A 14,903-nucleotide genomic window follows, 5' to 3' on the forward strand; every position below is an offset into this window, starting at 1 on the left:
TCATGTCAAAATATCACGCGAATCGCTCCCGATGAAATCGGAGGCAGCGGGCGCGGCGCCGGGCACCACTATCAGGCCGTCGTTTTCGTCGCGGTACACACGCACGGGGGCCTCGAACGCGGAACTCAAGAGTGATTCCTTCAGCACGTCGCCCGGCGCGCCAATCTCGCGTATCGTGCCGCCGACGAGCAGGGCCACCCGTGTCGCGTAGGAAGCGGCGAACTGCAGATCGTGTGTCACGCATACCGCGCAGCGCCCGCGACTGCAGAGCTCGCGCAGCAGCTCGAACAACGCGATGCGGTGGCGGAGATCGAGGTGCGCGCTCGGCTCATCGAGCAGCAGCAGTGGGGTGTCCTGCGCCAGGACGCGCGCGATAGCGGCGCGATGCTGTTCGCCTCCGGAAAGATGTGTGACAGGCCGGCGCGCGAGTGAAGCAAGCTGTGTCGCGCGCAGCGCCGCGTCGCAGGCGGCGGTGTCGTCCTCGCTTTCGAAGCCAAGGCCCGCCGCGTGCGGATAACGGCCGAGAAGGACCAGTTCGCGGACGGTAAACGCGAATGTGTGCGGTTCACTCTGCGGCACGAGGGCGATGCGTTTCGCTCGTTCGAGGGCGGAATAAGAGGACACGTCCCTGCCGTCGAGCGACACGCGTCCGGCTCGCGGCGTGATGTATCCTGTGGCGAGCCGCAGGAGCGTCGTCTTGCCCGCGCCGTTGGGTCCCACGATACACAGCAGCTCCCCAGGATTCACGGAGAAGGAGAGTTTCGACACGACGTCTTCGGTGCGGAAACCGAAACACACATCCTCGAAGACGAGCGACGGCGCGGCCTGTTCTGTATCACGGGGTGTTTGCATCATTTTAAAATAGCCCCGGTCTCCCGGCTCCACAACACGAGATCGAGTTCGTCGGGAGGAATGCCGCACTGCGCGGCAAGATCTTCGAAGATTTCCTCGATCTGCAAATACCGCGTGCGTGAGATGCTGCGCGGCCACTCGTCGAGCGCGCCGACACGCACGAGGTTGCGCAGTATGTGCCTGTCGACGATGGTGCAGCCGGGGCGTCCGATGTTCCGCAGGAAGTGACTGGCCTCCTTCATGCCGAGCCCGCTGATGTCGGCGACAAGCGCGTCGCGCACATCCTTGGCCTGTGGAATCGTGTCGAGCAGGTGCAGCACGGCCGCAAAATTCTCGCGCGCCTCGGCGAGATGCCGCGCCTTCGTATTGTGGAAACGAACGTACCCGCCCGCGTGTGACCGCAGCAGCGGAGCTGCATCGAAAGCCGCCTCGAGGAATCCGCGGCGTTCGAGTTCTTCCGCGACAGCGAAACACTGCACGGCGCTGCTCTGCGGTGTCATCAGACAGAAACACAATTCGTAGAAGTACCGCTCGCGCGGCACAGCACGGAATTCCTTCAGCCGCGCGCGCGCGCGTGCGCGCACCTCCGTGTGTATTCCGCGCAATTCGTCTATGTGTGCTGTGTCGATGGATGTCATTCCGGGAGCCGGATCTGTATCGTGGAACACGCGCGTGTGGACGGAAGGGTCTCCTCGGCTTTGATTACAAAAGAAACTCCGTGCTTCCACGCTTCGATGAGTCCGTCCTTCTGAAGGGTCGCCACGATGTCCATAAGCCATGGAATGTGCAGCACGCTAAAATCCTCGACGAGTGAACGGCCCACCTCGAGCAGCGGTGCGCTGTGCCCCGGATACGACCGCAGCAGCGCAAGGACGCGTCCGCGATGGATGCGCCGCGGCACCGTTCCGTCGCCGCGTCCGGACCGCGGCGTTGCGCCGATCCGTCCCGCGGACGGGCATACACCGCGCAGCGGACACTCTCCGCACGAGGGTGATGACGCGGTACAGACCATGGCGCCAAGATCCATCAGCGCCTGATTCCAATCGTAGTAGGCGCGGGCGGGAAGCCACAGTTCGGCCAGCGTCCACGAATCCTTTTCCTGCATAAGATCATGTCTGTCGCTTCGTCGTACCGAGAGGCGCGAGAAAATCCGACGCACATTCACATCCACCACCGCCGCGCGCTTGCGGAAGGCGAAACATGCGAGCGCGTGAGCGGTGTATCGGCCCACTCCCGGCAGTCGGCGCAGGGCCTCGATGTCGTCGGGCACCCGTCCCGCGTGTTCCAGCGTGAGTATCCGTGCCGCTTCGTGGAGGTGCAGGGCGCGGCGGTTGTACCCGAGTCCCGCCCATGCGAGCAACACGTCGCGCTTCGATGCCGCTGCGAGGGCCGCGGGATCGGGGAAGCGCTCCATCCACGCATCGAAGACGGGGAGCACACGCGCCACCTGTGTCTGCTGCAGCATGATCTCGCTTACAAGAACGCGATAGGGATCGCCCTCGATGCGCCAGGGCAGCGGACGCCCGTGTTTCCTATACCAGCGGAGGAGCAGCCGATGCAGCGTCGACGCGCGTCTGTCGGTGCCGCCGCGCGGGACGCCGGCCGCCGTCATGTTACGCTTGGAGGTAGGGAAGAATGGGGAAGGAGCCCTCGAGCATGTCGTATTCCGCCACGCGGTCGACCGGCACCCATTCCACGCGTTCAAATACCTTGTTGCGTATCTCGCCGGTAAAATCGGTCACGAGGAAAAAAGTGATGAGAAACTTCCCGCCGTCGAAATAATCGGCCTGCACCGTCTTGAGCTCCCGCGCGACAGTCGGGACGATTCCAAGTTCCTCGTCCAGCTCCCGTTCGAGGCATTCCGCCATGCTTTCGTCGGGGTACGATTTCCCCCCGGGAAATTCCCACTTCAAACCATAACGGTGATTGATGCCGCGCTGACATAAAAGGACATCATTGCCTTTTTTTATGATGCCAGCCGCCACACGAACCGGGGCTTCACTGTCTCCGTACATGGACATACGTCTCGTTGCCGGTGAGTAATGAGAACGTCGACCGCGCGTCGGTCCGGCCGCCAGGCGCTCTGTGTCGCGTCACTCCGAAAGACCGAATATACCGATTTCCTTGTGTGATTCAAGGCCATTTGCGTCCCGCATGTTTGCCGGTACAGGGTAATTGACTCTCGGCGCGCCATTTGGTACTTTTCCCATCCCAATAATCTTCTCTTCCTTCACTCTTTCACCATAAGGGTTGATCCATGTCCTTACTGTATGACAAGCTTGCAGCGGCGTACGCGGCGGCAGGCGCAGAGGTAAAAGCACTTGTCAAGGATCACGGCGATAAGGTGCTCGGCGACGTCACCGTGGCCCAGGTCTATGGCGGCATGCGCGGCGTAAAAGGCCTCGTGTGCGACACTTCGGAAGTTCCCCCCGACAAAGGACTCATCATCCGCGGGATCGAACTGAAACATCTCACCGAAAAACTTCCCGAGGAGATCTACTGGCTGCTCCTTTCGGGCGAACTGCCGAACGAGGCCGAACTCGCCGAACTGCAGCAGGAACTGCGCGCCCGCGGGGAAGTCCCGCAGTACGTGTGGGACGTGTTCGACGCCATGCCGGCGGATTCCCATCCCATGGCCATGTTCAACACGGCCATCCTTATCATGCAGAAGGAGTCCGTCTTCGCCAGCCGCTACAACGCGGGTATGAAGAAGGACGAGTACTGGAAGGCGACGCTGGAAGACGCCCTCAACATCGTCGCGAAGCTGCCGGCCATCGCGGGCGGCATCTACCGCAAGCGTTTCGGCAAGGGCGCGCGCATCACCTCCGATCCCACGCGCGACTGGTCGGGCGATTACGTGCATCAGCTCGGCCTCGGCGATCCGAACGGCGAATTCACAAAGCTCATGCAGCTCTACCTCGTCCTTCATTCGGATCACGAGAGCGGCAACGTGAGCGCCTTCTCGGCCGCAACGGTTAATTCCGCGTTGTCGGATCTGTACTACTCGCTCTCCGCCGGACTCAACGGCCTCGCGGGTCCTCTCCACGGCCTTGCGAATCAGGAGTGCCTGAAGTGGGTGCTCGACACGAAGGAGCGTTTCAACGGCGTTCCGACTGCCGAGCAGCTCGAAAAGTTTGCGTGGGAAACGCTGGAATCCGGCAAGGTTGTGCCGGGTTACGGTCACGCTGTGCTGCGCATCACCGATCCGCGCTTCGACGCGTTCCTCGCCTTCGGCAAGAAGTACATGCCCGAGGATCCCGTATTCCAGATCGTGTCGAACGTGTTCGACACGGTGCCGAATGTGCTGCGCCAGGTCCAGAAGATCAAGGATCCCTGGCCTAATGTCGACGCGGGCAGCGGCGCGCTCCTGTATCACTACGGCCTCGTGGAATTCGACTACTACACAGTGTTGTTCAGCGTCAGTCGCGCGCTCGGCATCACCGCACAGGCGGTTGTGAATCGCGCGATGGGCTACCCGATCACACGGCCCAAATCGGTTCCGACCTCGTGGATCAAAAAGACGGTTGCCGGCTGACGGTTCAAATACGTTCCGCTGCAAATACACTCCGCGCCGCGACCCGGCGCGGAGTTTTTTTTGCGCGAATGGACAGGTGTGGTGGACAATCAGGTACACATTGGACCGCACCCACAGAAACGCGATATTTCCAAGTTGAATGGAGTTGTTCCCCACGCTTACCGAACGGTGTTTCCGCATGTCCGTCGCCCGCCAGAAATACAACTGCATCCTAGCTTACGCCGCTCTGCTCGTACTCGCCACCTCACTCGCAGCATACGCGGATAATGTGCCCGCCGCGGCGCAGCGTGCGCGGCGCATTCCTGACGGAGCGGGAATTTCCCCGGCCTCCGTCGCCACGTCGGCTCTGCGTCCGCCGGCCTTTGTCGAGAACCGCGGTCAAATCCGTGCTCAAGATGGTGCGGCGCGGGATGATCTGCACTTCCTGTACGCCGAATCCGGTTTCCATCTTCAACTGTCACGCAACGGTTTCAGTTACGAACTGCTGCGTTACGAACGGAAAAATCCGGAGGGTATCTCGGAAGCGTCAGGCAAGGGCATACAACCCGGAGACAACGGTCACACACCTCCTCCGGAATATTTCGTGACCGTCGAACGAGTGGATGTGCAACTGGTGGGAGCATCGTTCACGTGTACACCGGAGGGCTTCGACAGAAAAACCGACACGGATCACTACTATCTCGAGGGCCTCGGAGAACAGGGCGTAAGACACGTGGTCCGTTTCGGCGGTGTGCGGTATCGCGACGTGTATCCCGGCATCGATCTCGAATTCCATGTGTCGAAGGCGGGGAACAATACCGGATCAGTAAATCTGAAATACAATTTTATTGTACATCCGGGCGCAGATCCATCCATGATCCGCCTGAAATACAATGGCGCGATGCCTGCGATCGAGGGAAACACCTTCGGAAACGGAAACCATGCGTCACGGCAGTTGACACTGCCCTTGGAGGGCGGACGCATTGTGGAGCAGATACCGCTCGCCTATGTCTCTGTGCGGACGCCGGACGGAAATTCGACAGCGCTTCCCGCGCAATCACGCGAGGTGTCGTGCGGTTACAAGCGCGAGTCGGGAATGATCGGATTTACCGCGGATGCGCCAACGGGCGACTCCGTGCTTGTGATCGATCCGACACTGATGTGGGCTACGTATTACGGGGGTTCCTTTTCCGATGAAACAAACGGTGTCGCCATAGATCCGAGCGGTAATGTGTACGCCGCCGGCACCACTCTCAGTTCCGCAAACATCGCCACGGTGGGTACGTATCAATCGTCCTACACCGGCATGGGCGACGCCTATGTCGTGAAATTCAATTCGTCAGGCGTGCGTCAATGGGGCACGTATTTCGGCGGAGGTGGATCGGAAACGGCCTACGCCATCTCGGCAAAGGTGGCGAACACGATCGTAGTTGCCGGTGTGACTACCAGCACGACGGCTATTGCGACGTCGGGTGTCTACCAGACTGTCCACGGCGGCGGCACATATGACGGGCTCATATTCCAATTGACGGCTGCAGGCGCGCGCACATGGAGCAGCTACGTCGGCGGCGCATCGTCGGACTACCTTTTCGATGTCGCGATGAACTCGAACGCACAGATCGTGACCGTGGGCACGACCACCGGGAGCACAGGCCTCGCCAGCGGCGGACATCAGGGATCGCCCGGCGGCGGAGCGGGGGACGGGATCGTGTTCCGTTTCACCACCGCGGGTGCGCGTACCTGGTCGTCCTACTTCGGGGGTTCGGCCGACGATCAGGCCCTCGGGTGTGATATCAACAATTCCGGCGACGTGCTTGTTTCCGGCTTGACCAGCAGCACCACCGGCATAGCGACGACCGGTGCTATGCAAGCCGCCATCGCAGGCGGACAGGATGCCTTCATCGCGCGATTCACCTCGACAGGCGCTCTCTCCGGGGCCACATACTTCGGCGGCACCTCGACCGATGTCGGCCGCGATTGCGCCTTTAATGCAAACGGCGACCTCCTCCTTGTCGGTGGCACGAACAGCACCACGGGCATCGCGACCTCCGGTTCATACAAGAGCACATATCAGACAAACGGCGACGGCTTCCTGGCGAAATTTCCTGACACGGGGAGCCAGGACTGGGGAACATATCTTGGCGACGCGTCGCAGGACGACGCGTCGAGTCTGGCGGTGGACGCCAGCGACAACATTTTTGTCACGGGCTGGACCAACAGCAGCACGGGTATCGCCACCGGAAGTGTGCATCAGGGGAATCCTGGCGGCATGCTCGATGCGATGCTGCTGAAGTTCGACGCATCCGGCACAATAGAGTGGGCCACATATTACGGCGGCGGATCCGACGATCGAGGTTTCGGCATCGCGCTTATGCCGGGCGGAAGTCCCGTCATCTGCGGCAGCACATCGAGCAGCGCATTCATCGCCACAACGAGCGCGCATCAGTTGATTCTCGGCGGACAGCAGGACGGTTTTGTTGCAAGATTTTTCGGGAGTTCATCGGGCAACGACATTCTTATCCAGTACGTCGACAAGGACACACTCTGCGCAGGCGAGACAATCACGGTGTATTACGCCGCGGCGGGTTCCTATCAGCCGATGAACATGTTCACGCTCGAACTGTCGAATGGCGCGGCAAGCTGGGCCACACCGGTCTCGATCGGTCAGGTCCTGTCGACGACCTCGGGCGTCGTCATCGGTACAGTGCCTACGAACACGCCGACCGGAACCAATTACCGCGTTCGAATCGTATCGTCCCTTCCGCAGATCACCAGCGCCGACAACGGCAGCGAGATCGTAATCTTCGCACTGCCCGACACGGCCCTGCAGGTCACGGGTTCGACCACCATTTGTACGGGCGACAGCGTGCGCATCTGCGCGGTGTACAGACCGACATACACCTATCAGTGGAAGCGCAACGGTCTCGCCATCCCGAACGAAACGCAGTCCTGCATAGCCGTGCGCGATTCCGGACTGTACTCGGTGATGATCATCAATCAGAACCGCTGCCCGCTGTCATCGGGGAGTGTGCGGGTACGACTCGACGATGCGCCCACGGTGCTTGTCACGCCTCTCGACTCCGTGTCGATCTGTGAAGGTGACAGCGCGACGCTGCAGTCCGCCGCCAATCCGCTGTACATCAAACAGTGGAAACGAGACGGCGTCGTCCTGCCCGACGATACTTCCGCCACGCTGCGCGCGACAGTGGCCGGGCTGTACCACATCGAGGTGCAGTCGCCCAACGGATGCACCGCCGTGTCGAATCCAGTGCGTGTGCGTGTGTTCCCAAAACCCGATGCGAGTGTCACACCACCCGGCCCCCATGCGCTCTGCAACAGGGACTCGGTTCTGCTGCAGACCTCGGTGGTGGCGGGCCAGACGTATCAATGGCGCAGGAACGGCACCGCCATACCCGGGGCCGTGTCGTCGTCGCTGCGCGTGCGTGATGCGGGCGAATACACGGTGGTGGTGACAACAAAGGCCGGCTGCACATCCACATCGCCAGTGATGTTGGTCAGCACCGACACGGTCCCGAAGCCGCGGGTATCACCCGCAGGGCCACATACCATCTGCGAGGGCGACAGCGTGCGTTTGAACGCCGATCCGCCTGGATCGTGGACGATACAGTGGTATCGCAACGGAACACCAATTCCCGGCGCGACGCAGCCGCGTTTTGCGACAGCACAGCCGGGGGTCTTCTCCGTAATTTTCACCGCGACACCCACGTGCACCACATCCTCGGGAGATATTATCGTCGATGTGAAGCCGCGGCCTGCCATCAACATTTCTTCCGACAAGATCGACGCCTGCGCGGGTGACAGCGTGGTGCTGCGCGCGGTGAAGGTGTTTGCATCGGACCTGCAATGGCTGCGCGACGGCACCGATATCCCCGGGGCTGTATCCGACACATTAACCGTCCGCACATCGGGTGTGTACTCGGCGCGTGTGCGCAGTCCTTTCGGCTGCACGGTTCTCTCGGCCGCGCTACCGGTGCGTTTTGCCGCTCGTCCCACTACCGCGCTTACCGTGCAGGGGGCGAATCCTGGCTGTGAGGGCGACACGATACGACTGCGTTCGGCGGGAGAATCCGGAGTCCAGTATCAGTGGTTGCTGAATGGCGTCCTGATGCCCGACACCGGATCCGTGTACCGCGCCCGAGTTTCCGGCATCTACCGGCTTGTGGCATCGCGTTCGGGTGTATGCCCCGACACGTCGGCCGCGCTTCAGGTCACATTCAACTCCCGGCCCGTGGTTGCCGCTGCCGGTCCGAATTCGGTCTGTATCGGAACGCGCGCGCTGTATCACGCGACACGCAGATCGGAACAGACCGTGCGCTGGTCCATTACGGGCGGCATGGCGGAGTCGTCCTTGACGGGCGACACCCTGGCCGTGCGCTGGAACAATCCGCTGACAGGTCGTGTGCAAGTGCGCGTCACCGATATACGCACGGGATGCGCTTCCGACACTATCATCGAAGTGCTTGTTGCTCCCTCGCTGACGCCGCGCATTACGGCCGACCGCGCAGCGCGATTCTGTGCCGGCGACAGCGCCACACTCGACGCAGGCGAGGGGTACGTGTCGTACCGCTGGAACACCGGCGACACCACACGACGCATCGTGATACGCAGCGGTGGCTCCTACACCGTGCGTGTCGAGGACGCCGGTGGATGTTCGGGCTCCTCGACTGCGGTTTCATTTGTGGTACAGCAGCCGCCCGCCCCGCGTGTGTTCCCTGAGGGACCGCTGGATATGTGCGAAGGGGACTCGGTTCTGCTCGACGCGGGAGGCGGGTACGCGATGTACCGGTGGAACACGGGCGACACCACACGCGCCATTCTCGCACGGGCAATATCCACGGCAGCGCGATATCATGTCACAGTGCGCGACAGCATCGGCTGCGAGGGCGTCTCGACCGATGTTGAGATACGCGGCATGACACGTCCCGTTGCTGCCATCGTCGCGTCCGGACCTCTGGAATTCTGCGAAGGCGACAGCGTGCGCCTCCGCTCCGACAGCCCGCAGCCGTCGTACCTGTGGTCGACTGGCGACACCACCGAGAGCATACTCGTGAAACGCGGCGGCCTGTACATTCTGACTGTCAGCGCCGGAGCCGGTTGCCGGGCGGCCGATACAGCCGCGGTGTTGATGCACGCGCGACCCGACACGATCATACGCGGACCGCGCAATGTCTGTATCGGATCCGAAGCCGAGTACACCGTCGGAGCAACAGGCGGCGCGAGATATCGCTGGGCCGGACCCGGCACCGTGCTCGACGATACGGGTTTAACCACGGTGCGTTTCACCTTCGCAACAGCGGGACGACACACAATCACGCTCGATGTTGACGCACCCGGACCCTGCGATGCCAGCGCGTCCATTGTTGTGGACGTGGGCAGCACGCTGCAGGTGGCGCTCGATCCCGCCGGAGATGCGACACTCTGCGAGGGTGACACACTCGTCCTCTCGGGTCCCGACGGATACACGTCATACCGCTGGTCCACCGGCGACACCACGCGTGTATTGCGCATACACACGAGCGGCGCCTTTGCGCTCGAAGTGTCCGACGGGCGCGGCTGTTCGGGTGTTTCCGACACTGTACGCGTCGCCGTGTCGACGAAACCAGCTCCTGTGATACAGGCCTCGCCCGGTCGCACTGCGTGCCTCGGCGACAGCATCGTGCTTCAAACGGCGCGGCCGTACGCGCGCTACCGCTGGTCCACCGGCGACACCACCGCGCAGATCGTTCTCCGTGCCCGCGCTTCAGTATCCGTCGCGGTGTTCGATTCCAACGGATGCACGGGTCTTTCCAGCGTGGACGAGTATTTCTTCCTTCCGAAAGCCCTGCCGCGCATCCTCGCATCGGGTCCGCTGTCATTCTGCGAAGGCGACAGTGTGACACTGAGCGCTGACGGAGTGTACGACCGATACGTGTGGAGCAATGGTGCGAGCACGCGCGTCATCGTTGTGCGCACGAGCGGTGTGTACTTCCTGCGCGTCGACAGCGCGGGAACCTGCGAAGGGATCACGGATACGCTGCGGGTTGTCGTGTATCCCCGACCCGCCGTGCCGCGCATCGTGCTTTCAGGCGACACGCTGTACGCGGATCCTTCCGATACGTATCGCTGGTATCGCGACGGCGTCCTGCTGCCCGGTGAAAGCGCGCGGACCCTGCAACCCGCGCAGGCCGGCGCGTACGTCGTGGAAGTTGCGAACACCTTCGGCTGTGCGAACAGATCCCTGCCGTTCCCCTACACTCCCGCCGCAACGGCATCCACCGTGATCGGTGTGCCGCACATCGAGGCGGCTCCGGGCGACCGCATCCGCATACCGCTCGTCTTGCAGAACACGCAGAACTTCGCGCGCGGTCTTTCCTCGTTCACCACGCGCGTGTCGTTCCGGGCGGATCTCCTGGTGCCGCAGAACGTCGCCTTTGCGGACACGGGTCTGCTGCGGCATGTCACACTCACGGGACGCGATACAGGAGCGGGGGACTCACTGCTGTTCCTGGATGCGATCGTGGCGCTGGGCGCGGTCGAGCGCAGCGAAATACGCGTCGAGAGTTTCGTCTGGTCCGGCGCTCCGGTCAGCGTACGCACGAACAGCGGCGAACTGCGGGTGAAGGTGTGCGAGGAGGGCGGGGCGCGACTTGTCGATATGTCGCAGACCCTCGCCCTGCGGGCGCAGCCCAATCCCTTTAATGCCGGCGCGCGGCTCGAGTTCAACACGGTCGAGACCGGGTACACCGTGCTGCGCATCTACGATTCGTTCGGGCGTTGTGTGGCGGAACCTGTCAACGGCCTCATTGCCGCGGGCGGACATCAGGTGTATTTCGACGCTTCCAACATTGCCAGCGGCGCGTATTACTGCGTGCTGCTGACAGGTACTTTACGCGCGGACCTGCGCCTCGTGGTTCTCAAATAACTACGAAGTCTCCGCGGAATTTGCGATATTGGTGTTTTCCGGGCCGCTTTTTGTGGTCCGGTCCTCCCAGTACGAGTTCCAGGACACTCCATGCAGATAGGCATCGTCGGCCTGCCCTACAGCGGCAAATCGACCTTATTCCAGACGCTTTCACGCACGCACCTCGATGAAGGGGCGGCGCACCGCCAGCAATCGAACATCGCCACGGTGAAGGTTCCCGACGCGCGCATCGACACATTGGCGGGGATTTTCAATCCGAAAAAGAAGGTGTACACGTCCACCGAGTTTGTCGACGTGGTGGGCCTGAAAAAGGGCGACCGCGATTCGACGCAGTTCACCAGCGCCTTCCTCGGCAGCGTCAAAACCAACGACGCCTTTATCCATGTCGTCCGTCAATTCGACGATCCCATGTATCCGCATCCCGAGGGTTCCATCGATCCCGCGCGCGATATTCGGATCCTTGAATCCGAATTTCTGCTCAGTGATCTGGCCATGATGGAGTCGCGCATCGACAAGCTGCGCAAACAGATTCAGAAGACGCAGGATGAGAAGCAGAAGTTCGAATTGCAGGTGCTCGAGAAGGGTTTTGCCGCGCTCGAACAGGAGATGCCGCTGCGCATGCTCGAACTCGATCCGAACGAAAAGCGCGCCATCCGCGGCTATCAATTCCTGACGGAGAAGCCGCTGCTTGCCGTGTTGAATCTCGACGAGAGCGCCATCACCTCGCGTGAATCACACATAGAACCGCTGCGCGCCGCCTTCGGGGGCGCGGGCATTGCGGTGGATGCGTTCTCGGGCAAGGTCGAGATGGAACTCGCGCAATTGTCGGACGAGGACGCGGGCGCGTTTATGGCCGATTACGGCATCACGGAATCGGCCCTCGTGCGCATCATCGGCGCGGCCTACCGCATGCTCGGACTCATTTCCTTCCTCACGTACGGCGAGGACGAATGCCGCGCGTGGACAATCCGCCGCGGGACCAGCGCGCAGGAAGCGGCAGGCGTGATTCACACCGATCTCATGAACCGGTTCATACGCGCCGAGGTTGTGCACTTCGACGACTTCGTCGCGCTCGGATCTCTTGCTGCTTGCAAGGACAAGGGCCACTGGCGCCTTGAAGGCAAGGAGTACGTCGTCAAGGATGGCGACATGATGCTTATTCGTCACGGCTGACACAGGGCAGCGCAGGACGCCGCGATCAATGAAGAGACACGCACCTTTCCTCCCAACACTGTTACTGCTCTCCGCCGTTCTCCCGCTTGCCGGGCGCGGACAGACCCTCGGCTTGCGCGACGTGATACGCCGCGCTGAGGCGGCACATCCACGCATACTCTACGCTGAGGCGGGCGCCGACGCCACGCGCGCGCGCCGACTGCAGGCGCTGTCGCCCGAGAGTCCGACACTCTCGTACAGCGAGGAGGAAATTCCCGGCCGGGGCGGCATCGGCGACGGCATGATGCGGTATTACACTATCAGCCAGTCCTTCGACATTCCGCTGCTGATCGGTGCGCGCGCCTGGCAGTACCGGCATCTCGAGAGTGCCGATGTGCTGCGTCTTGCACGCGCCCGCCGCGAAACACGCGCGGATGCCATTGTGGCATTCGCCGAGGCCTCGGTCGCATTTCGGAAACGCGAGATCCTGTTGCAAAATCAAATGCGGCTCGACACTCTCGCGGCGTTTGCTTCCAAGCGTACTGCGGCCGGACAGGCCTCCCGACTGGAGGAGTTGCGCTTCCGCGCGGAGCGAGCGGATGCGCGCGTGTTGTACACCCGCGCGGAGGAAGCATCGATCTCCGCCGAGCGCCGGCTGCGTTTGCTCATGGGGAACGCCGACCTTTCGGCCGGCAATCTTCAGCACACGGATCTCGAGGCAGTGCTCGCAGTCGGTGATCCGCAGGTGACAGGATATCCGCCGCCGGATCCGGCTTTGGACGAAGCGCGGGCGGCGCGCAGTGACGCGTCGTGGCGATGGCTCGAGTATCTTCCTCGATTCAGCGCCTCGTGGTTCAGGCAGGAGGCCGTGGGTGCGGGCTGGTTCTGGGGTGCGGAGTTTTCGGCCCAGGTGCCGCTGTGGTTCCTGCTCGGTGAAAGGGGAAGGGCGGAAGAGGCCGAGGCCGTGGCGCGTGCGGCGGAGACCGCTGCGACGCTGGCTCAACGCGAGTGGATGGATGCACACCTCGCAGCACTGGGCGAATTACGCGCGAGCCGGAACGCCGCGCGCACCTATGCCGACATGGTGAAAACGGACGCGCGCGACATCCTCCACGCTGCGGAGGTCTCGTTTGCAGCGGGCCGGATCTCGTACATGGAACTGCTCGACGCGCTGCGCAGCGCGCATTCAATGGAACTCGCGTATCTCGACGCACTCCTGGATTTCGGGAGAGCCGTCGCCGAATACGAACGGACAAGCGGCTCAACCCTCATCAACGAATAACATCATGAAAATCGGAAACGCAGCTCTTGTATCGCTCCTGCTCCTCGCCGCCTGCGGCGGGGGGGATTCCGGACAGACGAAGGACGCGGCTCCGGAGAAGTCCCTCGCCGACCGTGTGCAGATAGACGCCGACACGCGCGCGCGCATCGGACTCGAATTCGACACCGTCGATGCGGACTCGCGATCGCGGAGCATTCGTGTGCCCGGAACCGTGATACTCGATCCGTCGCGTTCGGCCACCGTGGGGTCGCTCGTGGAGGGCCGCGTGCGCGCCATTCATGCGCGGCTCGGGGCGCGCGTGTCGAAGGGTGCGGTGCTCGTCGAAATCGAGAGTCCCGCCCTCGGCGAGATGGTCGCCGAATGTATTCGCGCCATGGCGGATGAGCGCGCTGCAGGCGCGGAGGCCGAGCGGGTGACACTGCTCCATCGCGAAAAGGTGGCTTCGGATCGTGAACTGCAAAACGCGGAAAGTGCGGCCGTCTCAGCGCGCATGCGCGTGTTTGCCGCGCGGAAACGCCTGACCGGCGCGGGCATGGCGCAGGCGGATCTGGACGCGCTGCTGCGCGCTCCCGGTGAGGGCGAAACACTTCTGCGCTTGCGCGCGCCGATCACGGGTGTTGTGAGCGCGGTTCATGCCAATATCGGCAAGCGCACCGACGCTGCCGCCGATCTTGTCAGCATTGTCGATCCGTCGGTGGCAGTGGTCGAAGGCGGAGTGTTCCTCGAGCAGATCGACCTGGTGCATCCCGGACTCTCCGTCACTTTCGAAACCCGCGCGTATCCGGAACAGAGCTTTCAAGGACGTGTCAGCGATGTCGGGTCGGTCCTCGATCCCGCCTCGCGCGCGCTGCCGCTGCGCTGCGCCTTTCAAAACAACAAAGGACTCCTGCGTCCGAATCTGCCCGGCACCCTGATCATCGCGACCGACCGGCTCGCGGCGCTCTCCATCCCGTCCTCGGCGCTCGTGCGCGACGGAAATCGCGCCTTCGTGTTTGTGCGGAGCGACGACAGCACCTTCCTCTACCGCGAGGTGCGCATCGCAGCCGAACACGACGACCGCGTGGACCTGCGCGAGGGCATACAGCCGGGTGATATTGTGGTCCGCCGCGGCGGATTCACGTTGAAATCCATGCTCAAAGTCGCGCAGGACGAGGAGTGAGCCATGCAACGTTGTTGCGGCA

General features: G+C 62.4%; 10 protein-coding genes. 6 read left to right on the top strand and 4 right to left on the bottom strand.

Annotated elements, in window-relative coordinates; genetic code table 11:
* Genes HY962_05210 through HY962_05225 form a run of 4 tightly spaced genes read right to left on the bottom strand, consistent with a single transcriptional unit; the run spans position 1 to position 2,873 of the window.
* Positions 1 to 855 (bottom strand): ABC transporter ATP-binding protein, encoded by an 855-nt coding sequence (locus HY962_05210; GenBank protein MBI5646311.1) that lies wholly within the window; start codon positions 853 to 855, stop codon positions 1 to 3.
* Positions 852 to 1,490: an N-glycosylase/DNA lyase gene (locus HY962_05215; GenBank protein MBI5646312.1), complete on the bottom strand. Its 639-nt coding sequence runs from the start codon at positions 1,488 to 1,490 to the stop codon at positions 852 to 854. Before HY962_05215 ends, HY962_05210 begins: the two co-directional genes overlap by 4 nt.
* On the bottom strand, positions 1,487 to 2,464 hold the full coding sequence (locus tag HY962_05220) for an A/G-specific adenine glycosylase (protein ID MBI5646313.1): 978 nt from the start codon (positions 2,462 to 2,464) through the stop codon (positions 1,487 to 1,489). Before HY962_05220 ends, HY962_05215 begins: the two co-directional genes overlap by 4 nt.
* A gap of 1 nt (position 2,465) precedes the next feature.
* On the bottom strand, positions 2,466 to 2,873 hold the full coding sequence (locus tag HY962_05225; protein MBI5646314.1) for a (deoxy)nucleoside triphosphate pyrophosphohydrolase: 408 nt from the start codon (positions 2,871 to 2,873) through the stop codon (positions 2,466 to 2,468).
* A gap of 120 nt (positions 2,874 to 2,993) precedes the next feature.
* On the opposite strand from HY962_05225, the gene HY962_05230 reads away from it, so the two are divergent.
* From HY962_05230 to HY962_05255, 6 genes are all read left to right on the top strand, one after another.
* Positions 2,994 to 3,167 carry a BC10 family protein gene (locus tag HY962_05230; GenBank protein ID MBI5646315.1) on the top strand — a complete coding sequence of 58 codons (174 nt, stop codon included), beginning with the start codon at positions 2,994 to 2,996 and terminating at the stop codon, positions 3,165 to 3,167.
* The gene (locus HY962_05235) at positions 3,110 to 4,387 is read left to right on the top strand and encodes a citrate (Si)-synthase (GenBank protein ID MBI5646316.1); all 1,278 of its coding nucleotides are present in this window, start codon (positions 3,110 to 3,112) and stop codon (positions 4,385 to 4,387) included. Before HY962_05230 ends, HY962_05235 begins: the two co-directional genes overlap by 58 nt.
* A 178-nt stretch (positions 4,388 to 4,565) precedes the next feature.
* On the top strand, positions 4,566 to 11,288 hold the full coding sequence (locus tag HY962_05240; GenBank protein MBI5646317.1) for an SBBP repeat-containing protein: 6,723 nt from the start codon (positions 4,566 to 4,568) through the stop codon (positions 11,286 to 11,288).
* Positions 11,289 to 11,378: 90 nt separating this feature from the next.
* On the top strand, positions 11,379 to 12,461 hold the full coding sequence (gene ychF, locus HY962_05245) for a redox-regulated ATPase YchF (GenBank protein ID MBI5646318.1): 1,083 nt from the start codon (positions 11,379 to 11,381) through the stop codon (positions 12,459 to 12,461).
* Between the two features lie 28 nt (positions 12,462 to 12,489).
* Positions 12,490 to 13,722, top strand: coding sequence for a TolC family protein (locus HY962_05250; GenBank protein MBI5646319.1), 1,233 nt, complete (start codon positions 12,490 to 12,492; stop codon positions 13,720 to 13,722).
* A gap of 4 nt (positions 13,723 to 13,726) precedes the next feature.
* Positions 13,727 to 14,881 (top strand): efflux RND transporter periplasmic adaptor subunit, encoded by a 1,155-nt coding sequence (locus HY962_05255; protein ID MBI5646320.1) that lies wholly within the window; start codon positions 13,727 to 13,729, stop codon positions 14,879 to 14,881.
* The last annotated feature ends 22 nt before the right edge of the window (positions 14,882 to 14,903 follow it).

Source organism: Ignavibacteriota bacterium, from assembly GCA_016218045.1.
Taxonomy (GTDB): domain Bacteria; phylum Bacteroidota; class Ignavibacteria; order SZUA-365; family SZUA-365; genus JACRFB01.

What these genes read in the sequence shown, in the direction of transcription:
- HY962_05210 (MBI5646311.1), bottom strand. Translation starts at nt 855, where the DNA reads ATGATGCAAACACCCCGTGATACAGAACAGGCCGCGCCGTCGCTCGTC.
- HY962_05215 (MBI5646312.1), bottom strand. Translation starts at nt 1,490, where the DNA reads ATGACATCCATCGACACAGCACACATAGACGAATTGCGCGGAATACAC.
- HY962_05220 (MBI5646313.1), bottom strand. Translation starts at nt 2,464, where the DNA reads ATGACGGCGGCCGGCGTCCCGCGCGGCGGCACCGACAGACGCGCGTCG.
- HY962_05225 (MBI5646314.1), bottom strand. Translation starts at nt 2,873, where the DNA reads ATGTCCATGTACGGAGACAGTGAAGCCCCGGTTCGTGTGGCGGCTGGC.
- HY962_05235 (MBI5646316.1), top strand. Translation starts at nt 3,110, where the DNA reads ATGTCCTTACTGTATGACAAGCTTGCAGCGGCGTACGCGGCGGCAGGC.
- HY962_05240 (MBI5646317.1), top strand. Translation starts at nt 4,566, where the DNA reads ATGTCCGTCGCCCGCCAGAAATACAACTGCATCCTAGCTTACGCCGCT.
- ychF (MBI5646318.1), top strand. Translation starts at nt 11,379, where the DNA reads ATGCAGATAGGCATCGTCGGCCTGCCCTACAGCGGCAAATCGACCTTA.
- HY962_05250 (MBI5646319.1), top strand. Translation starts at nt 12,490, where the DNA reads ATGAAGAGACACGCACCTTTCCTCCCAACACTGTTACTGCTCTCCGCC.
- HY962_05255 (MBI5646320.1), top strand. Translation starts at nt 13,727, where the DNA reads ATGAAAATCGGAAACGCAGCTCTTGTATCGCTCCTGCTCCTCGCCGCC.